22 protein-coding genes and 3 pseudogenes are annotated in these 25,439 nt (G+C 61.5%); 12 read left to right on the forward strand and 13 right to left on the reverse strand.

The features are described from left to right. Positions 1–8 precede the first annotated feature (8 nt). Together CXQ80_RS24710 and CXQ80_RS09875 are read left to right on the forward strand one after the other, a co-directional pair. On the forward strand, positions 9–344 hold the full coding sequence (locus CXQ80_RS24710; RefSeq protein WP_157831736.1) for a hypothetical protein: 336 nt from the start codon (positions 9–11) through the stop codon (positions 342–344). Then, positions 334–1,269 carry a 5'-nucleotidase gene (locus CXQ80_RS09875; RefSeq protein ID WP_101318895.1) on the forward strand — a complete coding sequence of 312 codons (936 nt, stop codon included), beginning with the start codon at positions 334–336 and terminating at the stop codon, positions 1,267–1,269. Before CXQ80_RS24710 ends, CXQ80_RS09875 begins: the two co-directional genes overlap by 11 nt. A gap of 3 nt (positions 1,270–1,272) precedes the next feature. On the opposite strand, the gene CXQ80_RS09880 is transcribed toward CXQ80_RS09875, so the two are convergent. The 3 genes from CXQ80_RS09880 to CXQ80_RS09890 form a co-directional block, all read right to left on the reverse strand. Then, positions 1,273–1,923, reverse strand: coding sequence for a TIGR04211 family SH3 domain-containing protein (locus CXQ80_RS09880; RefSeq protein ID WP_101318897.1), 651 nt, complete (start codon positions 1,921–1,923; stop codon positions 1,273–1,275). A 223-nt stretch (positions 1,924–2,146) separates the two neighbouring features. Continuing rightward, positions 2,147–3,520, reverse strand: a complete 1,374-nt coding sequence (ppnN, locus tag CXQ80_RS09885) for a nucleotide 5'-monophosphate nucleosidase PpnN (protein WP_101318899.1) — start codon at positions 3,518–3,520, stop codon at positions 2,147–2,149. Between the two features lie 100 nt (positions 3,521–3,620). Continuing rightward, complete coding sequence (locus tag CXQ80_RS09890) at positions 3,621–4,682, reverse strand: YeiH family protein (protein WP_101322999.1); 1,062 nt, start codon at positions 4,680–4,682, stop codon at positions 3,621–3,623. A gap of 115 nt (positions 4,683–4,797) precedes the next feature. Here CXQ80_RS09890 and CXQ80_RS09895 point away from each other — a divergent pair, with 115 nt between their 5' ends. Then, positions 4,798–5,715: a LysR substrate-binding domain-containing protein gene (locus CXQ80_RS09895; RefSeq protein ID WP_101318901.1), complete on the forward strand. Its 918-nt coding sequence runs from the start codon at positions 4,798–4,800 to the stop codon at positions 5,713–5,715. Here CXQ80_RS09895 and CXQ80_RS09900 read toward each other — a convergent pair. After that, positions 5,709–9,545 carry a bifunctional nitrate reductase/sulfite reductase flavoprotein subunit alpha gene (locus CXQ80_RS09900; RefSeq protein WP_101318903.1) on the reverse strand — a complete coding sequence of 1,279 codons (3,837 nt, stop codon included), beginning with the start codon at positions 9,543–9,545 and terminating at the stop codon, positions 5,709–5,711. The two genes, CXQ80_RS09895 and CXQ80_RS09900, sit on opposite strands and share 7 nt — an antisense overlap. Positions 9,546–9,827: 282 nt before the next feature. Continuing rightward, entirely contained in the window at positions 9,828–11,759 is a 1,932-nt protein-coding gene (locus tag CXQ80_RS09905; RefSeq protein ID WP_178080762.1) for a PAS domain-containing sensor histidine kinase, read from the reverse strand. Between the two features lie 745 nt (positions 11,760–12,504). On the opposite strand from CXQ80_RS09905, the gene CXQ80_RS09910 reads away from it, so the two are divergent. From CXQ80_RS09910 to CXQ80_RS09925, 5 genes and pseudogenes are all read left to right on the forward strand, one after another. After that, a complete protein-coding gene (locus CXQ80_RS09910) occupies positions 12,505–12,792 on the forward strand; it encodes a hypothetical protein (protein ID WP_101318908.1) in 288 nt (95 codons plus the stop codon). 121 nt (positions 12,793–12,913) lie between these two features. After that, positions 12,914–13,268, forward strand: a pseudogene (locus tag CXQ80_RS09915) (TetR family transcriptional regulator). A 39-nt stretch (positions 13,269–13,307) separates the two neighbouring features. Beyond that, positions 13,308–13,693 (forward strand): annotated as a pseudogene (locus CXQ80_RS09920) (nuclear transport factor 2 family protein). 28 nt (positions 13,694–13,721) lie between these two features. Further along, a complete protein-coding gene (locus CXQ80_RS24975; RefSeq protein ID WP_256585731.1) occupies positions 13,722–13,856 on the forward strand; it encodes a hypothetical protein in 135 nt (44 codons plus the stop codon). A 53-nt stretch (positions 13,857–13,909) separates the two neighbouring features. After that, positions 13,910–14,494 (forward strand): flavin reductase family protein, encoded by a 585-nt coding sequence (locus CXQ80_RS09925; protein WP_101318910.1) that lies wholly within the window; start codon positions 13,910–13,912, stop codon positions 14,492–14,494. A 20-nt stretch (positions 14,495–14,514) separates the two neighbouring features. Here CXQ80_RS09925 and CXQ80_RS24980 read toward each other — a convergent pair. Together CXQ80_RS24980 and CXQ80_RS09935 are read right to left on the reverse strand one after the other, a co-directional pair. Beyond that, positions 14,515–14,646: pseudogene (locus CXQ80_RS24980) on the reverse strand (sodium:dicarboxylate symporter); the annotation flags it as partial. Between the two features lie 67 nt (positions 14,647–14,713). Then, complete coding sequence (locus CXQ80_RS09935) at positions 14,714–17,020, reverse strand: TonB-dependent siderophore receptor (protein WP_101323000.1); 2,307 nt, start codon at positions 17,018–17,020, stop codon at positions 14,714–14,716. 106 nt (positions 17,021–17,126) lie between these two features. Here CXQ80_RS09935 and CXQ80_RS09940 point away from each other — a divergent pair, with 106 nt between their 5' ends. Both CXQ80_RS09940 and CXQ80_RS09945 read left to right on the forward strand, forming a co-directional pair. Continuing rightward, complete coding sequence (locus CXQ80_RS09940; RefSeq protein ID WP_101318913.1) at positions 17,127–17,897, forward strand: response regulator; 771 nt, start codon at positions 17,127–17,129, stop codon at positions 17,895–17,897. Then, positions 17,884–19,320 (forward strand): ATP-binding protein, encoded by a 1,437-nt coding sequence (locus CXQ80_RS09945; RefSeq protein WP_101318915.1) that lies wholly within the window; start codon positions 17,884–17,886, stop codon positions 19,318–19,320. Before CXQ80_RS09940 ends, CXQ80_RS09945 begins: the two co-directional genes overlap by 14 nt. Here the strand turns inward: CXQ80_RS09945 and CXQ80_RS09950 are convergent. Then, the gene (locus CXQ80_RS09950) at positions 19,301–19,993 is read right to left on the reverse strand and encodes a DUF421 domain-containing protein (RefSeq protein WP_101318917.1); all 693 of its coding nucleotides are present in this window, start codon (positions 19,991–19,993) and stop codon (positions 19,301–19,303) included. The genes CXQ80_RS09945 and CXQ80_RS09950 overlap by 20 nt on opposite strands. 229 nt (positions 19,994–20,222) lie before the next feature. Between CXQ80_RS09950 and CXQ80_RS09955 the strand changes: the two genes are divergently transcribed. Further along, the gene (locus tag CXQ80_RS09955; RefSeq protein ID WP_101318919.1) at positions 20,223–20,510 is read left to right on the forward strand and encodes a DUF6555 family protein; all 288 of its coding nucleotides are present in this window, start codon (positions 20,223–20,225) and stop codon (positions 20,508–20,510) included. Continuing rightward, positions 20,507–20,899, forward strand: coding sequence for a response regulator (locus CXQ80_RS09960; protein ID WP_157831737.1), 393 nt, complete (start codon positions 20,507–20,509; stop codon positions 20,897–20,899). Before CXQ80_RS09955 ends, CXQ80_RS09960 begins: the two co-directional genes overlap by 4 nt. An 83-nt stretch (positions 20,900–20,982) precedes the next feature. On the opposite strand, the gene CXQ80_RS09965 is transcribed toward CXQ80_RS09960, so the two are convergent. From CXQ80_RS09965 to CXQ80_RS09985, 5 genes are all read right to left on the reverse strand, one after another. Then, complete coding sequence (locus tag CXQ80_RS09965; protein WP_101318923.1) at positions 20,983–21,162, reverse strand: hypothetical protein; 180 nt, start codon at positions 21,160–21,162, stop codon at positions 20,983–20,985. Positions 21,163–21,230: 68 nt separating this feature from the next. After that, complete coding sequence (locus tag CXQ80_RS09970) at positions 21,231–22,625, reverse strand: LLM class flavin-dependent oxidoreductase (protein WP_101318925.1); 1,395 nt, start codon at positions 22,623–22,625, stop codon at positions 21,231–21,233. A gap of 92 nt (positions 22,626–22,717) precedes the next feature. Continuing rightward, the gene (locus tag CXQ80_RS09975; protein WP_101318928.1) at positions 22,718–23,314 is read right to left on the reverse strand and encodes a TetR/AcrR family transcriptional regulator; all 597 of its coding nucleotides are present in this window, start codon (positions 23,312–23,314) and stop codon (positions 22,718–22,720) included. A gap of 12 nt (positions 23,315–23,326) precedes the next feature. Then, on the reverse strand, positions 23,327–24,175 hold the full coding sequence (locus CXQ80_RS09980; RefSeq protein ID WP_101318930.1) for a 3-hydroxybutyryl-CoA dehydrogenase: 849 nt from the start codon (positions 24,173–24,175) through the stop codon (positions 23,327–23,329). An 11-nt stretch (positions 24,176–24,186) separates the two neighbouring features. Further along, entirely contained in the window at positions 24,187–25,371 is a 1,185-nt protein-coding gene (locus CXQ80_RS09985; RefSeq protein WP_101318932.1) for an acetyl-CoA C-acyltransferase family protein, read from the reverse strand. Between the last annotated feature and the right edge of the window lie 68 nt (positions 25,372–25,439).

Consider the following 25,439-nt stretch of genomic DNA (forward strand, 5'->3'; position numbering starts at 1 on the left):
GGTTTGCCGTGGCCGTCGACAGCCACGAACAGCGCGCTGGCATAGGCACTGGAACGCTGGCAGTGGCTGCAACAACGCCGACGACCGAGGCCATGCGCGGCAGGCGCCGGATGCAACCGGCTGAACCGCAGTACTGCTTGAAGACCGCTTGTTGCACGTTCGATGCTCCCGACATTTCCAATGGTGGCAATTTAGGTGTCGGGCTGTTGGGGTCGGGTGAAGCAAATGTGAAAAATACCTTCAACTGGCGGCGCTGCCGAAATCTCTTGCAAAGCAGCCTGGGCAACGCCACCGTCAGGCTTTCACTGGGCGTAAAAGGGGCAAGGAGCGGCAATGGCTTATGAAGTGGACGACCGCCTGGTCATCGGCGTGGCATCGAGCGCAGTCTTTGACCTGAGTGAATCTCATGCAGTATTCAGCCGCGAAGGCGAAGCGCAGTACCGCGAATATCAGCAGCAGCATCTGCATGTACCGCTGGCGCGGGGGATTGCCTACCCGTTCATCAAGCGCTTGCTGGCGCTCAATGACCTGTGTGATGACCCGCAGGATCCGCTGGTCGAGGTGGTCTTGCTGTCACAGAACGATCCGGATACCGGCCTGCGCGTGATGAAGACCATCGAGCACTACGGCCTGAACATGACCCGGGCGATCTTCATGCAGGGGCGCTCGCCTTATGAGTACATCCCTGCGCTGAACATCGCCCTGTTCTTGTCGGCCGACAAGGCCCACGTTGATGCGGCGATCAAGGCAGGTTACCCGGCCGGGCAGGTGCTCGATTCACAGTTCGACGATGACGAGGACGATGATGGCCTGCGCATTGCGTTCGACTTCGATGGGGTGCTGGCAGGGGACGAATCGGAGACGGTGATGCAGCGCGATGGCCTGACCGGCTTTCATGCCCATGAGGTCAGCAACGTGACTCAGCCGCACAACCCCGGGCCGTTGAAGGAGTTCTTCGTGCGCATTGCCAGCATCCAGGCCGCCGAAGAGCGTTACAAGCTGGCGCATCCCGGTTACGAGAACCGCCTGCGCGTATCGATTGTCACCGCGCGCAATGCGCCTTCCCATGAACGCGCGCTGAATACCCTGAAGAGCTGGGGGGTGATGGCCAACGACGCGTTCTTTCTTGGCGGTATCGAGAAGCGCCGGGTGCTGCAGGTGCTCAAGCCGCATATCTTCTTCGATGACCAGTCTGGCCACCTCAACAGTACGCGCACTGTTGCGCCGTCAGTGCACGTACCGTTCGGCATTACCAACCAGCCGCTGTGAACCTCAGAACCAGCGGTCGTTGCGTTTGCGACCGCGGGTCAGTGCCGGCAAGATCAGCCCCAACAGCAGGCCGGCACCGGCAATGCTGCCGCCGTAAACCATATAGCGCATCATCACCTGCTTGTTCTCGTCTCCCAGTTGCGCCTGGGCATCGCGCAGGGCGGACTGGGCTTGGTCGAGTTGCTGGGTCAGGTCTTTGTTGCGCACTTCCAGTTCGTCAGCCAGCGTCTTGCGCGAGTCGAGGGTCTCCTGCATGCCCTGCACGCGGGACTTCCAGCTGTCGTCGATGGTTTTCAGCTGCTCGGACAGTTGCGTGACCTTACCGTCCAGCTCTGGCAGGCGTTCGGCCTGACCCGGTACTGCCTGCAGGTCGCTGTTGAGGATCCACACCAGGTCGCCGTTCTGGCCGCGGATCTGGCTGTAGTTGCCCTGGGTGTCGACCAGGCTGACCTTCTCGCCAGCCTTGAGGCTGCCAACGATGCGGTGGCCATTGGTCGGGCCGCTGCGCACATAGGTGCTCAGGCTGTCACTGACCCAGCGCGCATCGCTACTCGGCTGTTCGGCCTGGACCGGCGCGGCGAGGGCGATCAGGCAAGCGAGCAGGCTGCCACGCAGGGCAGGACGGACGGGTAGGGCGGGGCGGGAATCGGGCATGATGATCTTCGCTGCTACTGGACAAAAGTAGGCCCGATGACTGGGCCGATGAACGGGTCGGTGACTTGACCGTCAGCCAAAGACCGTTTTTTTGTCAGCAGGTTCACCACCTGGCGTGGGAAATGTCAGCTAAGTGTTGCGGAATTGTTCAGGGCTGATGATGGCAGGCGTACTGGCCCGATTGCATGAAAATGCCATCGAGCCAGCTCGTTCAATCACGCTTTCAGGTCACGACCTGGTAGCACGGCACATAGGCTGCGCCGCCAGGTAGCTTCATCCGGTGCTGGTCAACGAAGGCCTGCAGCAAGCGTCCCAGCGGGTCGAGCACAGCGCTGTCACCGCGGATCTGGTATGGGCCGTGTTGCTCGATCAGGCGGATGCCATTGTCCTTGACGTTGCCCGCGACAATCCCGGAAAACGCTCGGCGCAGGTTGGCCGCCAGTTCGTGCGGCGGCAGATCGCGGCGCAACTCAAGGTTGGCCATATTGGCGTGGGTCGGGTCGAACGGGCGCTGGAAGCCCTCTTCAATCTTCAGCAGCCAGTTGAAGTGGAAGGCATCGTTGCGCTCGCGGCGGAACTGCTTGACCGCCTTGAGCCCCTCGACCATCTGCCGCGCAACCTCAGCCGGATCATCGATGATGATCTGGTAATGCGCTTGCGCCGCTTCACCCAGGGTGGCGCCGACAAACGCATGCAACTGCTGCAGGTAGGCTTCGGCACTGCGCGGCCCGGTCAGCACCACCGGGAACGGCAGGCCTTCGTTGTCCGGGTGCATCAGGATGCCGAGCAGGTACAGGAACTCTTCGGCCGTGCCGGCGCCACCTGGGAAGATGATGATGCCGTGACCAACCCGGACGAAGGCTTCCAGGCGCTTCTCGATGTCGGGCAGGATCACCAGCTCGTTGACGATCGGGTTCGGCGCCTCGGCGGCGATGATGCCCGGCTCGGTCAGGCCGAGATAGCGGCTGCCGTGCATACGCTGTTTGGCGTGGGCGATGGTGGCGCCCTTCATCGGCCCCTTCATTACGCCCGGGCCGCAGCCGGTGCAGATATCCAGCTTGCGCAGGCCCAGCTCGTGGCCGACCTTCTTGGTGTACTGGTATTCCTCGCTGCTGATCGAGTGGCCGCCCCAGCACACGACCATCTTCGGCTCGACGCCCGGGCGCAAGGTGCGCGCGTTGCGCAGCAAGTGGAAGACGTAATCGGTGATGCCCTGGGAGCTTTCCAGGTCGATGCGCTGGCTGGCCAGTTCGCTCTCGGTGTAGACGATGTCGCGCAGGGCGCTGAACAGCATCTCGCGGGTGCTGGCGATCATCTCGCCATCGACGAAGGCATCGGCCGGGGCGTTCAGCAGTTCGAGGCGTACGCCGCGGTCCTGCTGATGGATGCGTACTTCGAAGTCCTTGTAGGCTTCGAGAATGGTCTTGGCGTTGTCGACATGGGCGCCGGTGTTGAGGATCGCCAGGGCGCATTGACGGAACAGGGTGTAAAGGCTGCCACTACCGGCTTCGCTCAGTTGCTGAACTTCACGTTGCGACAGCGTTTCGAGGCTGCCTTTGGGGCTGACGGATGCATTGATTACATTGCGTTGGGGCATCTAAGTCTTTCCTGTGCATGTAAAACTCCTACTTGGACACCACCATACCGACAAATGTGCGCCGCAACGAGGGGGCTGTTGAAAATCCCTCGTTCGCTGCTCAGCCGAACAGCCGTTGCACGGCCAAGGTGATGCCCAGGCCGCCGAATACCAGCCACAGATTGAGAATCGCCCCGGTTGCCAGCGCCCTTGGGCCGGCCTGGCGAATCTGGCTGAATTTGCTCTCCATGCCCAAGGCGGTCATGGCCATGGTCAAGGCGAAGGTATCGAACTGATTGACCGCGCTCACCATGCCAGCGGGCAGCACCTGCAGCGAGTTGACCAGCACCAGTGCGAGAAAGCCAAAGGCAAACCACGGCACATTGATCTTGCCGTTGCCCTGCGCCTGGCCAGCCTGGCGCGAGCGGCTGATCCACAGGCCCACCACCAGCAACACCGGCACCAGCAGCATGACCCGGGTCATCTTGACGATGGTGGCAATATGCGTGACTTCCGGGCTGACGTTGCTCGCTGCGCCGACCACCTGGGCGACCTCATGCAGAGTGCCGCCGAAAAACAGGCCAACGCCGAGCGTGTCCAGGCCCAGCCAGCCGCTGTTGACCAGTACTGGGTAGAGCAGCATCGACAGCGTGCCGAACAGCACCACGCTGCCAACCGCCATGGCGCTCTTGTGCGGCTGTGAGCGCAAGGCCGATTCAAACGCCAGCACTGCGGCTGCACCGCAGATGGCGCTGCCGGCGGCGGTCAGCAGAGCGGTGTCGCGGTCCAGCTTGAATAACTTGATGCCGACCCACAGGCCGAGCAGCAAGGTGCTCACCACGATTGCCAGCGACACGGTCAGGCCTGACCAGCCGACCTGGGCGATCTCCTGCAGACTGACTCGTAGGCCGAACAAGGCCACGGCGATGCGTAGCAGATTGCGTGCACTGAAGTTGATACCGCTGGCCCAGCCGGCGGGTATGCCTTGGCGCAGCAAGTTGCCGTACAACGCGCCGGCAAGGATGCCGACAATCAGCGGGCTGATGCCCAGGCGGGCAAAGGCGGGCAGTGCTGCCAATTGCGTCACTGCCAGGGCGAACAGGGCGACAAACAAGATACCGTTGAGCCGCCCACGGGTGTCGTGAGTAGGCGTATGCGAGTGTGTAGCGGGAGCCGTAGCCATCATGCATCCTCCGGTCGAGGTAGCGTTTCGATAGGCCCACGTTAATTCAGTTATAAGCTTATAAAAAATCGTGATTCAGGATGGAAAATATCCGCCTAGCTGATACTTTGTGCATATGACCCCTGAACAGCTTATAACTTTCGCTACCGTTGCTGAACACGGCAACATCAGCCACGCGGCGCTGGCCCTGCACCTGTCGCAGCCTGCCGTATCCGGGCAGTTAAAGCTGCTGCAAGAAGAATTCGGCGAGCCGCTTTATCAGCGTGCCGGCCGTGGCGTGCGCCTGACTGCAGCGGGCGAGCAATTGCTCGGCCACGCGAAACGGCTGCGCGATACCTTCGTCCAGGCCAAAGCGCTGAAGGACGCGCTGCGCGGGCTGGAACGCGGCACCTTGCGCATCGGCGCCAGCACGACCCCAGCGAGCTATCTGCTGCCGTACCTGATTGCCGATTTTCGCCAACGCTATCCGCAGGTGCTGGTGACGACCATCAATGGCAATACGGCTGACATCGTCGCCGCCCTGGGATCGTTGGATATAGCCCTGATCGAAGGTCCGCCCGGCCCCGACTTGCCGGCAGGCACAGGGGTTACACCGTGGCGCGAGGACGAAATTGTTGCCATCGTGCCCAGCCAACACCTGCTTGCCGCAGTTGAGCACGGGCAGACCCTGCAAGCATTGGGCGCCTATCCACTGGTGCTGCGCGAAAGCGGTTCGGGCGTACGCCAGTTGGTCGAGCGAGCATTTGCTCGCAGCGGGGTGGCGATGCGGGTGGGCCTGGAGATTGCCGGTGTAGAAGGGGTCAAGGAAGCAGTGCGGGCAGGGATGGGCGTCGGTTTTGTCTCGTCGATGTCGATGCGCCACGAGGACGCAGCGCTGCGGCGCCTGCGGGTTGCCCCGGAGGCGTTGACCCGGCGCTTCTCGATCCTGATGCCGCATGCCGACACGCCGTCGCGGGTGGCGGCGCGGTTTCTTGAGCTCTGCACTGCGCCCGCTTGCGAGCCGGGGCAGGGCGTTGGCCCCTCGAATCAGTAGACATCGCGCAGGTAGCGTCTTTGCTCGCTCAACTGGCGCCAGTAATCAGCGGCAGCGTCGGATTCCAGGCCACCATGACATTGCGCAACCTGGCGCAGGGCATAATCGACGTCCTTGGCCATGCGGCTGGCATCGCCACAGACATACAACTGCGCGCCTTCTTGCAGCCAGCGCCAGAGCTCGGCGCCTTGCTCCAGAATGCGGTCCTGAACATAGATTTTCTGCGCCTGATCGCGGGAAAATGCCAGGCTCAAATGAGTGAGCAGGCCATCGCGCTGCATGGCTTGCAGCTCTTCGCGGTAATAAAAATCACTGGCCGCGTGCTGCTCGCCGAAGAACAACCAGTTGCGGCCTGGATCACCCCGCGCCTGGCGCTCCTGCAAAAAGCCCCGGAATGGCGCCACGCCAGTGCCCGGGCCGATCATGATCATCGGCAGCGAGCCATCGGCCGGTGGGCGAAAGTGCTTCGATTGCTGGAGGAATACCGGCACCTCGGCGTGTTCTGCGCGGTCGGCAAGAAAGGTCGAAGACACGCCCTTGCGCTTGCCGTAGCGCACGGCTGCAACCGTGAGATCGACTGCACGGGGATTGACCTTGGGGCTGGAGGCGATTGAGTACAGGCGCGGTTGCAGGCGTTTAAGTGTGCCAAGCAACTCGCTGGCGCCGCAGTCGATCGGGTAGGCATGGAGCACGTCTGCCAACTGGCGGCCCCACAGCCATTCATTCAGCTGCACTTTGCGCTCGCTGCTGAGCAACTGCTTGAGTTCCGGGTTACCGCTGCGTTCGGCGATCAATGCCAGCGCTTCGCGGCTGGGGCGGGCGATTTCGAAGTGTTCGCTCAGTGCCTGGCCTAACGGAACGTCACCAAGCTTGTCGAGGGTGACCGGCGTGCCCGCAGCCAGGCCGGTCAGCTCGAGTACTTCGCCGACAAGTTCCGGGCAGTTGCGTGGCCACACGCCCAGTGCGTCTCCCGCCTCATAGGCCAGGCCTGAATCTTCCAGGGCGAAGGAAAACAAGCGGGTATCCTTGCTCGCACCCGGCTGATTCAAGCGAACATTGCTCAACAGGCGTGAGGCATAAGGCTTGGCTTTGCTCGGCGTCGCGCTGGTTGCTGGGTCCTCAATCAGCGCTGTCGGCGCAAGATCGAGTGCCTGCTGCAACTGCGCCAGCCAGTGCTCGGCCTGCACCTCGTAGTCGCTATCGCAGTCGACTCGCTCAATCAGGCGGGTCGCGCCCAAGGCTTGCAGGCGATGATCGAGTCTCTTGCCGTGGTTACAGAACTGCTCATAACTGGCGTCACCCAGCGCCAGCACGGCATATCGCAGTGACTCAAGCTGCATCTGCTGCGCATTCAATGCGCTCCAGAAGCGCTCGCCGTTGTCGGGTGGGTCGCCGTCACCAAAGGTGCTGCTGATCAAGGCCAGGGTCTGCGTGCTGGCCAGCTTGCTCGCGGGAAAGTCCGCCATCGCACACAGCTGCACGCTGACCCCTGCGTCGCGCAAGCGCTTGGCGTAGCGCTCAGCCAGGGCTTCGGCATTGCCGGTCTGCGAAGCCCACAGCAGCGTTACGTGGCCTGGCAAGGCAGCGTCTTCCTCGGCCCCCATGGCAAGGTCTTCGTGAGCAGGGCTGGCGGTGAGTGCGGGAGCGCTCGCCGTATCCAGCCATTGGTGGTCGATCAGCTCGACCCGTTGCAGCGCAATCGCACAGCACTTGAATTCGGGTTGCAGCGAAATCGGGTCGACAGCGTCGTTGGTCACGGCATTGATCGCCAGGTTGTCGCCAAACACATCGTTCCAGTGAAAAGGTGCAAAGCAATTACCCGGCAGGACCCGTTCGGTGATCACCGCTGGCAATACGGCGCGACCGCGTCGCGAGCGTATTTCCACGGCGTCTCTGGCCTTGATGCCAAGCATGGCTGCATCCTGCGGGTGGATCTCGATAAACGGCCCAGGATTGAGTTTGTTCAGCGTGGCCACCTTGCCGGTCTTGGTCAGGGTGTGCCATTGGTGCTGCACGCGTCCGGTGTTGAGCAGCAATGGGAAGTGTTGGTCGGGCATTTCAGCGGGTGGCAAATGCGGGCGCGGCAGAAACACGCCCTTGCCATGCTCGGTCGGGAAGACGATGGCAGGTCGGCTGCCGTCTTCTGCCAGTGCAAGCGACTGGCTGACGCCGTCGTTGAGGTAGCGGACCGGATTGCGCGTCTCGCCAGGGTCCACAGCGCACGGCCACTGCAGCGGCTGTTCGCGTAGACGGGCATAGGTCGCCCCGCGAATGTCATAGCCGGTCTTGGGGTTCCAGGCGCGCTTGATTTCTTCAAATATCTCGGCTGCGCTGCTGTAGCTGAAGGCATCGGCAAAACCCATCTCGCAAGCCACCCTGGCAATGATCTGCCAGTCGGGCAGGGTTTCACCGGGTGCCTGCACGGCTTGCTGCATCAGGGTCAGGTTGCGTTCGGAGTTGATCATTACCCCTTCAGCCTCAGCCCATAGCGCGCCGGGAAGGAGGATATCGGCGTAGCGATTGGTCTCGGTGTCGAGGAAGGCGTCCTGCGTGATCACCAGCTCAGCCTGTTGCAAGCCGTCGATAACCTGCTGGCGGTTGGGCACCGATGCCACCGGGTTGGTGCAGATGATCCAGCAGGCCTTGATCAGGCCGCTGCGCATCTGCTCGAACATCGCCACAGTGCCGCCGCCTACGTCCTGCCGCAGGCTGCCGCGCGGGATCGCCCACAGGTCTTCGATGAACTGCCGGTCGGCCTCGACCAGCACCGAGCGTTGGCCGGGCAGGCCGGGGCCCATGTAGCCCATCTCGCGCCCCCCCATGGCATTCGGTTGCCCGGTCAGGGAGAACGGCCCGCTGCCCGGGCGGCAGATGGCGCCGGTGGCCAGATGCAGGTTGCACAGCGCGTTGGTGTTCCAGGTGCCGTGGGTGCTCTGGTTGAGACCCATGGTCCAGCAGCTCATCCATTCGCCGGCTTCACCGATCCAGGCTGCAGCCTGATGAAGGTCGGCCTCAGGGATACCCGTGGTGCGCGCGACCTGGTCTGGCGGGTAGTCTTCGAGAAACGCCGGCATGGCCTCCCAGCCCGCGGTGAACGCCGCGATGAACGCCGGATCGGTGTGGCCGTTTTTCACCAGCAGGTGCAGCAGGCCGTTGAGCAGGGCCAGGTCGGTGCCGGGCTTGATTTGTAAAAACAACCCGGCTTTGTCTGCCGTGGCAGTGCGGCGAGGGTCGACGACGATCAGCCTGGCTCCGGCCTTGACCCGATCCATCATGCGCAGGAACAGAATCGGATGGCAGTCAGCCATGTTGGCGCCGATCACGAAAAACAGCTCGGCCTTGTCGAAGTCCTGATACGAGCCCGGCGGCCCGTCCGCGCCAAGCGATAACTTGTAGCCGCTGCCGGCGCTGGCCATGCACAGGCGCGAGTTGGACTCCAGGTTGCTGGTGCGGACAAAACCCTTGGCCAGCTTGTTGACCAGATACTGCGCCTCCAGCGACATCTGCCCGGAGACATAGAACGCCAGTGCATCGGGGCCGTGCTGTTCAAGGATGGCGCGCAGGCGCCGGGCGGTCTCTTTGATGGCGGTGTCCATGGCGATCCGCACCGGGTCCTGATTGCGCTGCTGGCGCAGGTAGGCGTTTTCCATCCGGCCAGAATCAGCGATGGCCTGGCCACAGGTGATGCCCTTGGTGCAGAGCCTGCCGAAGTTGCTCGGGTGCGCCTTGTCGCCGCTGACCTTGACTACGCGGTTGTGCTCGACCTGCATGACGATGCCGCAGCCCACGCCACAGTAGGGACACACGCTGCGTACAGTTTTGCTTGTCATCTTCGCCCCTTGATCTCTGCCCGCCGCAGCGGCCCAGAAACAAAAAAGGCGCCATGAGACCTTCCGTCGAAACGGGGTCTACACGGCGCCTTTGTCGTATTAGGTGCAGTCTTCGTTGACTGCGCAGGTGAACTAGCAAACAGCGGGCCATAACTCGCCCAGCACCCGCCCGACTCGCGCTGGCGAGTAACTCTATTGGACGCTGTTCACTTACGTTGCACTCAGAATTTGCACGGGAGGGCAGGGCGCACCAGTTCAGCGCACAGCGCTGGCATGGCTCGTTCAGCGCTGCAACGCGCGGTTCAGGGCCTTGAGGAGGTCGTCGATCGCGTAAGGTTTTTTCAGTAGCTGAGGGTGGCGCTGGGAACCCTGGGAAAGGGCGCTGCTGTAACCACTGGCAAGCACCACCGGTAGTCCCGGCCAGCGCTCGCTGATCACATCAGCCAGTTCCAGCCCGGTCATGCCCGGCATCACTACGTCGGAGAGCACCACGTCAACTGGCGGGTGTCGGTCTTGCAGCAGCTCGATAGCGGCTGCTGCGCTGCTCACCAACTGGGTCTTGTAGCCAAGTTCCTGGAGCAGGCTGACGGTAATTTCGCCAACCTGTGCGTTGTCTTCCACCAGCAGCACCTGAGCGTCGTTTACTGCCAATGGCACTGCAATCTCTTGTTGCGAAGGGGGAGGCGGGGTTGCTGCGGGCAGCGCGATCCTCATCGTCGTGCCCGTCCCCAGCTCGCTCTCGACGCTGACCTGGCCACCGGACTGATTGACGAAACCATACACCTGGGACAGCCCCAAGCCAGTGCCCTTGCCGACGGCTTTGGTGGTGAAGAAGGGTTCGAACACCCGTTCAAGGTTGGCCGCATCGATGCCATGCCCTTGGTCAGTAACGCTGATGATCACAGTCGGCGCACTGGCTGGCGAAGAAAGCGCAGGTGCGGCACTCACTGCCAGCGTTATGTCGCCCGCACCCTGCATAGCATCGCGGGCATTGATTACCAGATTGACCAGCGCCGTCTCGAATTGATTTGGATCGGTGTTGACGTAGTGGTCCTGCTCTGGAAGTGACAGCTCGATACGAATGTTCGCCCCGACCATGCTGCGCAGCATCTCGGCAATTTGCTGCACGCGCTGCGCCGCCAGAAAGGTTTCTGGCTTCAATGTCTGGCGGCGGGCGAAGGCCAGCAGTTGCCCGGTGAGTTTGGTCGCTCGGTCAGCAGTTTCCAGGATCAGGTCGATGAAACGGTGTTGCTTGTCCCCCGCGCCGGGATTGCGCCGCAGCAACTCTGCTGCGTTGCGGATGATGGTGAGAATGTTGTTGAAGTCATGGGCCACGCCACCGGTGAGCTGGCCGATGGCTTCAAGCTTCTGCATCTGCCGCAGTTGCGCCTCGGCGGCGAGCAGGTCGCGTGAGCGCGCTTTCACCTCAACTTCCAGCTGTTCGTTGAAGTTACGCAGTTGGTCTTCTGCGTCATGCCGGTCATGCACGTCGATGGAAGTGCCGTACCAGCGCAGGATCTGCCCTGAATGCGGCTCTCGATAGGGCGTAGCGCGGACCATGAACCAGCGGTAGGTGCCGTTTTGCCCGCAGAGGCGATGTTCGGTCGTGAAGTCCTGCCCGCTCGCCCGGGCCAGTGCGAAATCTTGCACTGTTTTGCCAACGTCCTCAGGGTGAACACCAGCATGCGTCATCAGCCCGTTACCCGCACCATCGACGGCCGGGCCGAAATATTCCTGCCAGCGGTTGTTGACGAACACCACACTGCCTAGGGCATCGCATACCCACGCCAGCTGCGGCATGGTGTTGGCCAGAAGCTCGAAGGCCGCTTCGCTCTCATCGAGCCGTGCCTGGCTGCGGTGGCGCTCGGTCAGGTCGCTGGCTGCACCAAACCACTCGATGAGCTCGCCGGACTGGTCAAAGATAGGCACCGCTCTGGAGTGGGTCCATCCAAAACTGCCGTCGGCGAGTAACACTCGATGCTCCAGTTCGAACACGGATTGGGTGCGGATCGCTTGCTCGACCGCCGCCAACACCTGGGTGCGGTCTGCGTCTGGAATGTATTTCTCGATCCAGCCCTGGCATGGCTGAGCGGTCTCTTCGAGAAAGCCCTGGCCGGTCAACTCATGCATCTGAGTCCAGTCGGGGCTCATGCGGTAGAGGGTGGTACTGCTGGCACTGACCAGTGCGCGGAAGCGCAACTCGCTGTCATGCACGGTGCTACTGCTACCTGTCGCGGACAGCGGCGGCCCGGCGCGTTCAGTTCGAAGTGTTGGTCGATGTTCCATGAGCTGTCCCTGAGCTGAAAGTTGCCATGCAGACCCGGTCGGATCACGCGTGATTACGCAGGAGAGGGCATGCTTGCTCGTGGAGTTCAGTGCGAATGGTCATGGTGCGATATGCGGCATGCCCTGGACTGAGGCATTCGCGCCCTGTAGCGCAATTGTTGTGTCGCTGAACCTGGCAGGCAACAGAACTGGACGATGGCAAATTCGACCGGTTCAAAGTGCTGTCAGCGGCGAGGGGTGATGGAGGTCGGCGCCGCAAGCCTGGGCATCGATCTGAGCCACGACTATGCCGGCTTGTACAAGTGGCTGCTGGGGAGCTTTCTCGTTGGTAAACGGATTCGTTAGTCGGTGGCACTTGCGGCGTATCACGCGCTGGTCGTGGGCAATGGCTAACTATTTGGACCTTAATGTCAAAGTGGATGCAGTTCGGCTGAGTCAATATTTGCTCAGCTTCGACGGTATCGGTCCCAAGGCGTTGGAAATATTTATGCGGGAGTTGCACTGCATGCAACGGTGAATCAATTAGATATCCGGCGTTATGCAAAACTCTTCGTTTTGTATAAGTTTTTTTGCCGTTTATCAGAACGTTACCCTGTTTGCACTGATGTAGTTGATTCGACAACCTGAAGCGCTATGTTGGGTAACGATAGGATTAAAGTCGCAGGAGGATGCCATGCGAATTCGCGGTGATGTGTTCTGGAGTTGGGCCGACCCCGCGCTGCACCATCGAGGTCATGACGAAAAGCTCGAGAGTGGCGTCATGATCGACGTTCAGGTGCGCTTGGCACGCACTGGCCAGACGCAGTTGTTCATCGGGATCTATGCCGCGAGCGGAATGTCGCTGCACGAGGAGGCTTACGATTCTCGTCCTGGAGAATCAATGACGCACGCATTGGCCTGGGGGGTAGGGCGAGCACGGCATTTGATCAAGGAGCAGCGGCTCGGCAAACGTGTCGCCTAGCTGCGTAGGGCGGCGCGGCAGTGGGCCCTGACGAAGACTGCCATTTTTGGTAGCGTCTGCGCCCTATGAAGAATCCCAATCAGACACGCGTCAGCACATCATCGATGTCGCCAGGTCGCTGATGATCCAAAAAGGTTACACCGCGGTCGGCCTCAGCGAACTGCTGGCTACGGCTGGAGTGCCGAAAGGCTCGTTCTACCACTACTTCCGCTCCAAGGAGGAGTTCGGTCAGGCGCTGCTCGAGGAATACTTCAGCGAATACCTGGGGCGCGTCGATTCACTGACGCATGCAGAGAATCACCAGCATGGTCGAGCAAGGCCAGGCGGATGGCTCGATCAGCGCGGCTTCGCCGCCAACGGTCCTGGCTGAAGGTATTTATCAGCTTTGGCTAGGTGCGTCGTTGCTGGTCAAGGTTACCCATTCGGAACAGCCTTTTGATGTGGCAATGACAAACAGCCAACGTCTCTTGCACTGACTTTTTCATCGCCTTCAACCCGTCTCATACTGAATAACCGTGAGCAAATCTAACTTCGTCGCTGAATATAGCGCCATCGTTGCAGTGCTGAACAAATACAACGAAGACGGCAAGCAAGCGGACAGCCGTGTCATGCAGCCGGCCTTAAGCGATCAGGCCACTATTTTTGGGGTTGATGGCAACAACAAGTTGGTCGGGGGCGCCATTCAGGAGTTGTTCGACACCATCGACAAACCATCTTTCCGACCTTCGCCCGAAGCCCAAGGTGTGATTGTCAATGTTGATATTGTGGGTACTGCCGCCTGCGCGCGGATCGATACCAATGATATTTCCGGTTTCTGCTTCACCGATTTTTCAATCTGCTGGAAGTCGAAGGTGAATGGAAAGTGATCAGCAAGATTTACCACACCCATGTAGCGCCCTGAATCTGCGCTCTGCACCGAGAGCAGGACTGTGATCCAATGGTCTGCCAGCTTCGATAATCGCGGGCTGGACTCGCAAGGCCAGCAGGTCGAGGCTATCCGCGAATTGATCGTAGCTGGCCATGACAGCCTGCTGGCACATTTCGAGAGCCAGCCTTCGGCTTGAATCAATGCTCCGGGCGCGCAGTCGATGCGCTCGGACAGCTGGAGCATGTACCCATGAATGAACACATTGCAGCAGTCGCGCTGGAAAAAGCCTACAGGCTGCTCAACCACGGCCCGACGGTCCTGGTCTCTGCTCGCCATGCTGGCGTGGACAACGTGATGGCTGCGGCCTGGGCGTGTGCGCTGGACTTCTCGCCGCCCAAGTTGACGGTGGTGCTGGATAAAATCGCCAAGACTCGTGAGCTGGTCGAGCAGAGTGGCCAGTTCGTGATCCAGATTCCGACCGTAGCGCAGGCTGAGCTTACCTTCCAGGTCGGCCACCGTAGCTTGCTCGAGCAACCGGACAAACTGGCGCGCAGCGCGGTCGAGCTGTTTGCTGTGCCCGGCCACGATCTGCCATTGGTTGCGGGGTGTTCAGCCTGGCTTGCCTGCCGCCTGATCCCCGAGCCGCACAACCAGGATCGCTACGATCTGTTCATTGCCGAGGTCGTAGGGGCCTGGGCCGATACGCGGGTGTTTCGTGACGGGCACTGGCACTTCGAGACTGCTGATCCCAACTTGCGCAGCCTGCACTATGTCGCTGGCGGCCACTTCTATGCGATCGGTGAGGCCGTCGACGTCGAATCCAAGGCTGAATAAGGCCAGTCGATAAACGATTGTCACCGCACAAAAACGCGTTCGGTGGCGGTCCCCTTGAGCGTCTCTCCCTCCCAGCGAGCAATCACCAGAGGAGCAATCGCATTGCCAAGCACGTTGAGCGTGTTGGTACCGCTTTCGACGATGCGGAAAATCCTCTGCACTTTGCGCCCCGAGAAGTCTGTGAGCTGACATGGCCAAAGGCGTCTGAGCGGGTTATCCCTAAAAAGCCGTCTTCAACGTCAACGACAGGCTGCGCGGGTCACCATAGATGGCACCGGCATAGAACCCGTAGCGGGTGTAGTAATGCTTGTCGAACAGGTTGTTGGCATTGAGCGTCACGGAGACATCGTCATTGATGTCGTATTTGGCCATCGCACTCCAGATCGCATAACCCGACCAGTTGACGTCCGTGGCAGCGCGGCTTACGCCGTTGCTGGGCTGGCCAGCGGGGGTGGAGTTGGCGCGGATGTTGGTCTGCGCGGTAACGCCGGTTCCGACGGTCAAACGATCGAGTGGGCCAGACAGGCGATAGGTGGTCGAGGCCTTGAACAGGTGCGACGGGTCGCTGCGACCGTCCGCATCGAGCCTGCGCAAATGCAGGTAGGTGTAGCCGGCATAAAGGTTCCAGTCCGGAGTAAGGGCACCCGAAACTTCCAGATCGATACCGTCGGTTTCCACCCCTGAACCGGCCTTGTAGGCCTGGGCGCCGGTTGGCGTCAGATTGTCGCTGTCGGTGACGGCCTTGTTTTCCTGACGGGTCAGGAAGTACGCCGCCTGGGCGTTGACCAGGCCTCCCAGCCATTCGCCCTTGATGCCGCTTTCATAGCTTTGGCCACGAATTGGCTCGATCTTGCTGCCGCTGACGCTTTCTTCGCTCTGCGGGGTGAAAATATCGGTGTAGCTGGCGTACAGCGAGTAATTGTCGTTGAGGTCATAGACTGCTCCCAGGTACGGCGTGACGATGCCGTTTTCTTCCTGGTTGCTGCGCACGCCTGCGGTACTGCGGGTAGTGCTGCTGTAATTGCTGACGCGGGCGCCGACGATCACCGACAGCGGGTCGGTAATGCTCAGGCGTGTCGCCGCGTACATGCCCTGCAGACGGGTGGTGGTCTTGCTGTGCAGGCCGGTCTTGTAGGCATTGATGGCGTAATCGTCGTCCACGCCATCATGCCAGTTGCTGATGGGGAAGCCGTTGTTGGCGCGGAACTGGCAGCCGAGGGTGTTGGCGCTGGTGCGGTCGGCGCTGACCATGTTGCAGGTGTACTGCGGCGACCAGGCAACCGTGCGGCTGTCGCTGTAGCCGAGCATGGCTTGATGGCTGCGACCAAGCATTTCGAACGGGCCGCTGACATCGATCTGCGCCGATTGCTGGGTCGTGTCGGTCGAGCTGTGCAGGCCGTTGAGCACCGCGCCGCTGCCGTCCTGGTTCCAGTAGCCGCCATATACGCCGCGGCCGACCGAGTTGACCTTGGCCAGGCCGCGGTGGTTGAGCGCGTCGGTGGTGCTCTGCGCCGCCTTCAGGTTCAGGCTCCAGTCGTTGTCGAAGTGATGCTCCAGCGAGCCGAAGGTGGTGCGCGTTTCGTACTCGCCAAAGCTCCAGCTGGGCACCAAGTTACTGCTGCGCGGCAGCTTTGTCTTGCTGCCGTCGCCGTACCAGATCGGAATGTTCGCGCCCCAGCCACCGCCAACAATCTTGCTGTATTCGTACTGGTAACCAGCGCCCAGGGTGGTGGCATCACTCAAGTCGAACTCGAAGCTGGCCAGTGCCGCGCGCGAACGCTCGGACTGATTGTCGCGGAACGAGTTGGCATCCTGCTGGGTCATCACCAGCCGCGAGCGCAGCCTGCCGTCTTCCGTCAGCGGCAGGTTCAGGTCGGCGCCCAAGCGGCGTTTGTCCCAGCTGCCGTAAGTGATGTAGGCACTACCGCCAAATTCCTTGCCTGGACGCTTGCGAATCAGGTTGACGGTGGCCGATGGGTCACCGGTGCCGCCCATCAGGCCGTTGGCGCCCCGGACGATATCGATGCGTTCATACATGTCCATGTTCAGCGCCGTGCCTGCGCCGCTGAAGTCCGAGCCGCCGGGGAACTGCAAGCCGTCTGCCTTCCAGTTGGTGATCGGGTAACCACGCGCGCGGTACTCGGTACGGCCGCCAACTTCCATTTTGCTCATGCTGACGCCGGGCGTGGTATCCAGCGCCTGCTCGATGTTGGTGATCTGTCGATCCGCCATTTGCGCCTGGGTGATCGTCGTGACTGACTGCGGCGTCTCGCGGGGTTTGAGCTTCAGCCCGGTGGAGCTGGTGGTGCTGTTGACGGTATAGCCCAACTGTTCGGTGCTGTTCTCAACCGGCATCTGGCCATCGACGTTGACCGCATCCAGTTCGACGACCCTCTCGGCGTTGGCGTGCAGGCTGAGGCTGCCCAGGGCCAGGCCGATTGCCAGGGGCAATGGCGAGCGGCGGCAGTACAGACGTGGGTGTTTGCTTGCGATCGCAAGCGGTGTATGCGCGGAATGACTGGTCATGATGCCCTGCTGTGCAATTGGTAATTCATCGTATTCGCAGATGATTTTTGCTAGCATTTTATGCATCGCTTCTGCGCGCTCTATCAGCGGCTTGTATGGGTATGTAATGGAATGTAATGAAGGTTTTATCGACCGTGCGGAGGTCGCCCGGCTTGCGTCGGCGAGAACGTTTCTGGTGGTCGATGACGATGACGAGATCCGCGAACTGCTCTGCGATTACTTGAGCGAAAGCGGCGATCGGGTACTGGCCGCCGCCAGTGGCAGCGAGATGTGGCAGCAGTTGGCACGGGAACCGGTGGACCTGGTGGTGCTCGACGTGATGCTGCCTGGCGAAGATGGCTTGAGCCTGTGCCGGCAACTCCAGGCCAAACCTGGCTTGAGCGTGATCATGCTGTCGGCCAAGGGCACGGCGTTCGACCGCATCATTGGCCTTGAGGTAGGCGCCGACGATTACCTGGCCAAGCCGTTCGAACCGCGCGAATTGCTCGCCCGGATCAAGGCCGTGCTGCGCCGTTCAGCGCGCGCCGACGCTGCAGCCGAGCAACGGCCGGATCTGCCACAGCGCTTTGCCGGCTATCGCCTTGATCCTGTCAAACGTCTGCTCACGGCCGCCGATGGTACGGCCTGCACATTGCCGCGCTCGGACTTCCGGGTCCTGCGCGAACTGCTGGCTGCGCCCGACCAGGTGCTGACCCGCGAGCATCTGACGCGCAGTGCGATGGGCCGCGATTACACCGCAGACGATCGCTCCATCGACATGTGCATCAGCCGTCTTCGCCAACTGCTCAAGGCTGCGCCTCAAGGCGAAGTGCAGATACTGACTGTACGTAACGAGGGCTACCTTTTGAGCCTCGGCGCTGCAGATGCGCGACACTGAACACCCGCGCACCCGCCTGCGCAGATCACTCCGGAGGCTTTGGCCGAAATCGCTGTTTGGCCAGCTGACGCTGATCATGGTCAGCGGCACGGTGGCGATTCAGCTGTTGTCGAGCAGCATCTGGTTTGACGTGCGCTTTGCCCAAGTGCTCGAGGCGCCGGTGCGGCTGATCGCCAGCCGCACTGCGCCGCTGCTGGACACGGCCGGCTGTGACCCCGTGGTGACCATTCAGGCACCGGCGCATTATCAGGCCAGCTGCGTGCAGTCCCCCAGCACAGCTGAGCGGCACAAGGGCCTGCGCCGAACCGGTCTGTTGCTCGAGCAGGCCCTGGCGTACGAGCTTGGCCGTGAGCAGAGGGTGCGGGTGCTGAGTGTCGAGCTCACCGACCCGCAAGGGCAGCCGGTCACCTGGCCGAGCCTGTTCGGTTTGCAGACGGCCATGGCCCATGTGCGCTTTGCCGTGGCCTTGGCCGACGGCCACTGGCTGCAGGTCAGCGGCCAAGAGCTGCAGGGCTGGAGTGGTGAGTCGGCCTGGGCGCTGATAGCCGATTACGTAATCAGGGTGTACGTCCTGCGCATCCTTGCAGTGCTCGCCGTGTGCTGGCTGGCGGTGCGGTTGTGCCTGCAACCGCTGCGCAGGATGAGCGACGCTGCGCGGGCGCTGGGCGAGAGCCTGGAGCAACCGCCGCTGCGGGTAGAAGGGCCTTCAGAGGTGCGCCAGGCGGCGCATACGTTCAATGCCATGCAGCAGCGGATTATCGCCATGGTCAATGACCAGAGCTTTTTCCTGGCCGCGGTATCCCACGATTTACGCACGCCCTTGACCCGCATGCGCCTGCGCGTAGAGCGCATGGGCGACAGCCCGGACAGCCAGCGCCTGAAGCTCAATATCCAGCAGATGGACCAGATGATCGCCCAGGTGCTGGACTACCTGGAAAGTGCCAAGCAGCACACCTGCCAGATCATCGATGTCGACCGGCTGGTGCGCAGCGCCTGCGTCGAGCTGTGCAGTGCTGAAGAGCGCCTGCCCATCAGCGGCCATGCTGGCGCGGTCTATGCCAATGAGGTGCTGTTGCTGCGCTGCATCCAGAACGTACTGGTCAATGCCCTGCGTTATGCGCAGCAGGTCGAGGTGCGACTGGAACGGACCGAGCAGGGCGTGCGGATCCAGGTCGACGACCGCGGCCCGGGCATTGCCGACAGCCAGCTGCAGGTCATCACTCAGCCCTTCGTGCGCGGTGATCACTCGCGTAATTGCCAGTCCGGCGGTTACGGGCTGGGGCTGAGCATCGCCAAGCGCATCGCAGAAAATCATCAGGGCAGCCTGCTCTTGAGCAACCGCCAGGGCGGCGGGCTTTGCGTGCGTATTTTCATCGCCCAACGCAAGGCCGACACCGCGCCCATCAACGGTTGCGCACGGTAGTCAGGGCGGGTGACCACACGCCATGCCCGCAGCGCGCGCATGAGCGCTGTTCGGCGCTGTCGTGGAATACGCTCAGGCCGCAGCTTACACAGCAGTACAGCCCAGGGCCGGGTGGTACCTTGTACTCCGGGCGATGCTCATCAGGCAGAACCGACAGGCCGGGCCGGGTTTCTTCGGCTGTGTAGAAGTACAGACTTACATCGCCGTCCGTTTCCAGAAGTCCAAGCCTGACCTGGCCCAGATGTTCGACGCCTTGCTGGCGCAACTCCATGAACAATTCTTTGGACGAGATATTCAAGTTGCGCAGTGAGTGTATTTCATAGATGCCGTCTTTCACTACGGTAATGGGTACACCGTCGATCCAGGCTTCGCAGGTTTTACTACGCGTCATGATGTAGATGGTTACCCGATAGAGCAGTAGCAGTGTCACAAATACCAGCGCAACAGGCAGTAGTGGTACATCTTCATAAAAAGTGACATCACCCGCAGCGGAACCCAAGGTCAGAATCACCACCAACTCAAAACGCGAGAGTTGCTTGATCCCCCGTCGGCCACTGAACTTGAGGAACAAGAACACCGCTAGAAACGCGGCCAGTACACGGCAGGCGACTTCCAGCAGAAACGTCCAGGGCAGGTCGCCCAGCAGCATGCGTTGCAACTCGAACGACTCCATCCATGACCTCGATTTCGATTGGCTTCGCCAGGATTGACCGCGACTGGCATGGCGCAGTTCATCAAACGCCAGGGCTGCCCTTATGAAACGAATTGGGCCTATTATTTGTACAATATATTTATTATGTACAAGAAAGCTCCGCGCACGCTGGAGAATGTAAATGAAACTGTAAATTAGTGAATTTTCAGAATTGCCAGGCAGTCCTAAATACTTAGGGGAGGACTGCTCAATGTTGGGTCAAAAGCTATACATCGTTGAATACACACTTCGCGGCGCCGAGCGCAACTTCGTTATCCGACTGGAGCGGATGGACAATGCCTTGGCGTGGCACTGGGCGGGCTGTGATGCCGGGATTGCGCTCATCCCGCGCTTCGGTCAGCACAATATAAAACATGTCAGCCGGCCCATGGCTGAACGCTACGGGTTGGAGAACGTGCGCTGGCGGCTCCCAGGGGCAGGCCCGACAGTTGCTCTCGAACAGCCGTCAGCGAGCAGCGAGGTCGAGGAATCCCAGTGAAATTCACGTCCGAAGGTGCGGTGCTGGCCGGCAAGTCGATACTGGTGATCGAGGATGAGCCCCTGTTGCAGGAGTTGATTTGCGCAATCCTCAGCGAACTGGGGGCGCAATGTTCGGCGTTCGCCAACGCCGAGGATGGCCTGATGGCATTGCTCAAGCGTCAGGATCAATACTCGCTGGTGATTGTCGACCACTCCTTGCCGGGAGATATCAAAGGGCTGGAATTGGCGGCGATGGTGCGCCAGCGCTGGCCCGCCACGCCTGTTCTGGTTACTTCCGGGCATGCCCTTCGGAGTAGTGATCTGGGCGCTGACCAGCGTTTTCTGATGAAACCGTGGTCAGTCCAACAGTTGAGCGCAGCGGTGTTCGCCGCGCTCGACGGCGATTAGCCGCGCCTCAGCCGGCGGTAGCTTGATGTTGGCGCGTTGCGCACGCGTCTTCGCTGTGTCGACAGTGCCACTGACCAATGGCATTACGACTCGGCATTCTCGCGACGGGCGCGCTGGATGCGGCTGACCACGATCTGCACGACTACTGCAACCAGGCACAGCAGGCCGATGCGCCAGCTGCCCTCGACGGCGTAGTGCTCGGCCACCTTGCCGGCAAGGATGACGCTGAAAAAGATGGCGACAGGCAGGATCAATTTGTTCATTGCAAAGACCACAGATGATTCAACGAGCCGCCATCCTACAGCTATGCGCACCATGCTCCTACTGCTGATCAGGCAAAACGGAACGACGCGCCATGGGCCGAAGCCGGCAGGTAGCTGGAGCCGTCATTGCGCAGGCGTGAACGCAAGGTGCCGCTTTGTGGCTGGGTGCGGTACAGGCCACGTTTCTGCAAGGCCGGGATCACCAGTTCGACGAAGTCTTCCAGGCTGCCTGGGCTGATCAGCGGGTTGATCATGTAGCCGCTGGTGCCGGAGATTGCTGCGTGCTCCTCGATGCGCTGCGCTACCTGCTCAGGCGTGCCGACCAGGATCAGGTCGGTGCCTCGGGTGACGCTGGCAAAGCGCTGTTTGACATCACCAGCGGTCAGCGGCTTGCCGCTGCCGTCAGGGCGCATCATGTACGAGGTCAGGCCTTCGGTGTGGGTCGCCAGGGGTTCGTTGTCGGCATAGCGGCTGATGTCGATGCCCGTGTCGCCGGCATAGCTCACCAGTTGCGCTTGCAGGTGGTAGTTGCTCTGCAGTTGCTCGTATTTGCGCTGCGCCTCGATTTCAGTCTTGGCGGTGACGATCCGCAGCACCGTCAGCGACTTTACATCGTCGGCCTGGCGACCACGGGCCTGCGCTTGAGCCCATATTTCATCCAGACCCTGACGGATTTCCAGCGGGTTGGACTTGGCGATAAAGATCAGCTCGGCGTGCTTGGCGGCAAACTCGCGCCCGCGCCCGGACCAGCCGGCCTGGATCAGCAGCGGGGTTCGTTGCGGCGACGGTGAGCTGAGGTGCGGGCCGGCGACGCGGTAGTGTTCGCCAACATGGTTGATCGGCCGCACGCGTTCACCCTGGGCATAGAGTTGGCGGGACTTGTCGGCGACCACCGCGTCCTGCGCCCAGCTGCCTTCCCACAGCTTGTAGACCACATCGAGGAATTCTTCGGCACGCTCGTAGCGGTCATTGTGCTTGATCATCTGTTCCAGGCCGAAGTTGCGCGCGGCACTGTTCAGGTAAGAGGTGACGATGTTCCAGCCAACCCGGCCATTGCTCAGGTGATCCAGCGTGCTGAAGCGCCGGGCATGGGTGAAGGGATGTTCGTAGCTGGTGCTGACGGTGACCCCAAAGGCGAGGTTTTCAGTCACTGCAGCCAACGCCGGGATGATCATCAGCGGATCGTTGGCAGGCGCTTCGACGGCCCACTTGAGGGCCGCGTCGGCTGTGCCGCCATAGCCATCGTAGAAGCCCAGCACATCGGCAAAGAACAGCATGTCGAGGTTGGCCTGGTCGGCGATTCGCGCCAGGTTCGACCAGTAGCTCAGCGAGTTGATGCCCAGGCGTTCGTCGGCCGGGTGGGTCCACAGGCTCGGCGCACCGCCACAGCCGACACTGGCTTGTTCATACAGGGCAAACAGCAAAGGTTTGGGATCAGCTCCCGGGTGCGGCGAAGTGCTCAAGTTGCGGCTCCAGTCCAACAGAATTCGTTAGATTGAAGCGCACTAAAAAATCTAAATAAACGACTTATTGGGAATATGAGACTCTGTTGCGGCTATATGACCGCATCTTTGAGGGTGCGCTCGATACCGCCCAGCAGCAGGCTCTGCATCAAGCGCAGGCCCTCATCCTCGGGCAACCCGCGGCCCTGTAGCCAGCCAGGCAGTTGATTGAGCAGGGTACCGAGCGCTTGCCCGGTGGCCGCCAGCGCCGGACCACTGAGGCGTGTCTGTGGCGCCACCAACTTCAGCAAGCCCGCCTGATAACGCAGGCGAACCTGCGCCAGCCGCGCCTGCTGCTCATCGTTCAGGCAACACAGGTCGCGTTCGGCCAGGCGAAACTGCAAGCCGCGCTCGGCGTGCAGTTGCCAGTGCGCTGCGATCACCGCAGGCAGCGCCGGCTTGCCTCGGGCCAAGGCCTTGCGGCCCTGGTCGAGGGTCGCCTGCAGCTCCTCGTACAGCTCTTCGATCAGGTCATAGAGCAAATCCTGCTTGCTCGGAAAATGGTGATACAACGAGCCTGCAGTCAGGCCAACATGCGCCGCCAGCTCACGCATGCTGACCTGGCCAAAGCCCTTGGCGGCGAACAGTGCCATGGCCTTGTCGCGACGCTCGTCAAAATTGCTGCAGCGCAGAGCGGCATTGGCCGACATGGCAGGCGCTCCTCAGTAGGTGAAGAAGCCGCGACCGCTTTTGCGGCCAAGGTAACCGGCCGCGACCATTTCCCGCAGCAGCGGAGCAGGGCGGTACTTGCTGTCGTTGAAGCCGTCGACGAATGCCTCCATGATCGCCAGCACGGTGTCCAGGCCGATCAGGTCGGCCAACGCCAGCGGGCCGATAGGCTGGTTGCAGCCCAGACGCATGCCGGTGTCGATGTCCTCAGCGCTGGCCAGGCCTTCCTGGCGCACGAAGATCGCTTCATTGATCATCGGCAGCAGGATCCGGTTGACCACAAAGCCCGGACGGTTGCCAGCTGTGATCGGCGTCTTGCCGAGCTTTTCGGTCACCACCAGAGCCTGGGCGTAGGTGCTGTCGTCTGTCTGCAAACCACGGATGATTTCCACCAGCGCCATCATTGGCACCGGGTTGAAGAAGTGCACGCCGATAAAACGCCCGGGGTGCTCGATGCTGGCGGCCAGCTGGGTTACCGACAGCGATGAGGTGTTGGTCGCGATCAGGCAAGCGCTACTGACGTTGGCCGCGGCCTGTTGCAGGATGCGCTGCTTCAACTCGAGGTTTTCGGTCGCAGCCTCAATCAACAACTGCACCTCGCGCAGGTCTGCATAATCGGTGCTGGTACGAATCCGGCCACTTGCCGCAGCAGCCTTTTCGGCCTCCAGCGTGCCCTTGCTGACCTGGCGTTCAAGGTTCTTGCTCAAGGTCGCCATACCGCGCTCCAGCGCAGCATCGCTGACGTCGATCAGCAGCACTTGATAGCCCGCCACTGCGCACACCTGGGCAATGCCGTTACCCATGGTCCCGGCGCCAATCACTGCAATCCGTTCAATGCTCACAAAGCCGCTCCTTATACGCGTTCAAAGACGACAGCGATGCCTTGACCGCCGCCGATGCACATGGTCGCCAGGGCATAACGGCCTTGCACCCGCTGCAGTTCATGGATGGCTTTGGTAGCAATGATTGCACCGGTGGCGCCGACCGGGTGACCGAGCGAGATGCCCGAGCCGTTCGGGTTGACCTTCTCTGGGTCGAAGTCCAGCGCGCGAGCCACTGCGCAGGCTTGCGCGGCAAACGCCTCGTTGGACTCGATCACATCCAGGTCATTGACCGTCAGGCCGGCCTTTTGCAGCGCTTTTTGCGTAGCCGGAATCGGTCCCAGGCCCATCAGCGCCGGCTCGACGCCGGCGTGTGCGTAGGCTACCAACCGCGCCAGCGGCTTGAGGCCCAGTCGGCGTACCGCTTCACCGGTGGCCAGCACCAGGCCGGCGGCGCCGTCGTTGATACCGCTGGCATTGCCTGCGGTGACCGTACCGTCCTTCTTGAACACAGTCTTCATCGCAGCCAACTGCTCGGCGCTGACATCGCCGCGCACATGCTCGTCGACGGCGAACTGCACTGGGCCTTTGCGGGTTTTCTGTTCCAGCGGCACGATCTGGCTGTCAAAACGGCCTTCGGCAATCGCCCGGGCGGCGCGTTGCTGGCTGGTCAGCGCCAGCTCGTCCTGCATCTGCCGGGTGATGCCGTGCTTGGCCGCGACGTTCTCGGCGGTGATGCCCATGTGGAAATGCTCGAACGGGTCCTGCAGCACACCGACCAGATAATCGATGCCTTGCAGATCACCCATGCGTGCGCCCCAGCGCGCCTGTGGCAGCAGGTACGGCGCGCGGCTCATCGACTCGGCGCCGGCCGCCAGGGCGATATCGGTGTCGCCCAGCAGCAAGCTTTGCGCGGCCGAGACGATCGCTTGCAGGCCCGAACCGCACAGGCGGTTGACGTTGAAGGCCGGGGTTTCCTTGGGAATGCCGGCATTCATCGCCGCCACTCGGCCCAGATAGGCATCGCGGGCTTCGGTGGGGATGACGTTGCCCATCACCACATGACCAATCTGCTCGACAGCCACGCCGGAGCGCTCGATGGCGGCACGGGCCAGCGCCGTGGCGAGGTCGGCCAGCGGCAGGTCCTTGAGGGCACCGCCAAAGCCTCCGATGGCGGAACGGACGGCACTGACTACGTAGATTTCTGTACTGCTCATGGCGGGCTCCAGTTGCGAAGGCGTAGCGGGACGGGGCCAGGCTCTGCGAGAATGGCCGCCATCTGTGG

The sequence above is a fragment of the Pseudomonas sp. 02C 26 genome, from assembly GCF_002843585.1.
Taxonomy (GTDB): Bacteria; Pseudomonadota; Gammaproteobacteria; order Pseudomonadales; family Pseudomonadaceae; genus Aquipseudomonas; species Aquipseudomonas shirazensis.

Excerpts from the sequence above, each read along its gene's own strand:
- CXQ80_RS09955 (WP_101318919.1), top strand. The coding sequence starts at position 20,223 with ATGTTGGGTCAAAAGCTATACATCGTTGAATACACACTTCGCGGCGCC.
- CXQ80_RS09910 (WP_101318908.1), top strand. The coding sequence starts at position 12,505 with ATGCGAATTCGCGGTGATGTGTTCTGGAGTTGGGCCGACCCCGCGCTG.
- CXQ80_RS09925 (WP_101318910.1), top strand. The coding sequence starts at position 13,910 with ATGAATGAACACATTGCAGCAGTCGCGCTGGAAAAAGCCTACAGGCTG.
- CXQ80_RS09985 (WP_101318932.1), bottom strand. The coding sequence starts at position 25,371 with ATGAGCAGTACAGAAATCTACGTAGTCAGTGCCGTCCGTTCCGCCATC.
- CXQ80_RS09900 (WP_101318903.1), bottom strand. The coding sequence starts at position 9,545 with ATGACAAGCAAAACTGTACGCAGCGTGTGTCCCTACTGTGGCGTGGGC.
- CXQ80_RS09940 (WP_101318913.1), top strand. The coding sequence starts at position 17,127 with ATGGAATGTAATGAAGGTTTTATCGACCGTGCGGAGGTCGCCCGGCTT.
- CXQ80_RS09975 (WP_101318928.1), bottom strand. The coding sequence starts at position 23,314 with ATGTCGGCCAATGCCGCTCTGCGCTGCAGCAATTTTGACGAGCGTCGC.
- ppnN (WP_101318899.1), bottom strand. The coding sequence starts at position 3,520 with ATGCCCCAACGCAATGTAATCAATGCATCCGTCAGCCCCAAAGGCAGC.
- CXQ80_RS09890 (WP_101322999.1), bottom strand. The coding sequence starts at position 4,682 with ATGGCTACGGCTCCCGCTACACACTCGCATACGCCTACTCACGACACC.
- CXQ80_RS09935 (WP_101323000.1), bottom strand. The coding sequence starts at position 17,020 with ATGACCAGTCATTCCGCGCATACACCGCTTGCGATCGCAAGCAAACAC.
- CXQ80_RS09945 (WP_101318915.1), top strand. The coding sequence starts at position 17,884 with ATGCGCGACACTGAACACCCGCGCACCCGCCTGCGCAGATCACTCCGG.
- CXQ80_RS09895 (WP_101318901.1), top strand. The coding sequence starts at position 4,798 with ATGACCCCTGAACAGCTTATAACTTTCGCTACCGTTGCTGAACACGGC.
- CXQ80_RS09965 (WP_101318923.1), bottom strand. The coding sequence starts at position 21,162 with ATGAACAAATTGATCCTGCCTGTCGCCATCTTTTTCAGCGTCATCCTT.
- CXQ80_RS09880 (WP_101318897.1), bottom strand. The coding sequence starts at position 1,923 with ATGCCCGATTCCCGCCCCGCCCTACCCGTCCGTCCTGCCCTGCGTGGC.
- CXQ80_RS09875 (WP_101318895.1), top strand. The coding sequence starts at position 334 with ATGGCTTATGAAGTGGACGACCGCCTGGTCATCGGCGTGGCATCGAGC.
- CXQ80_RS09950 (WP_101318917.1), bottom strand. The coding sequence starts at position 19,993 with ATGGAGTCGTTCGAGTTGCAACGCATGCTGCTGGGCGACCTGCCCTGG.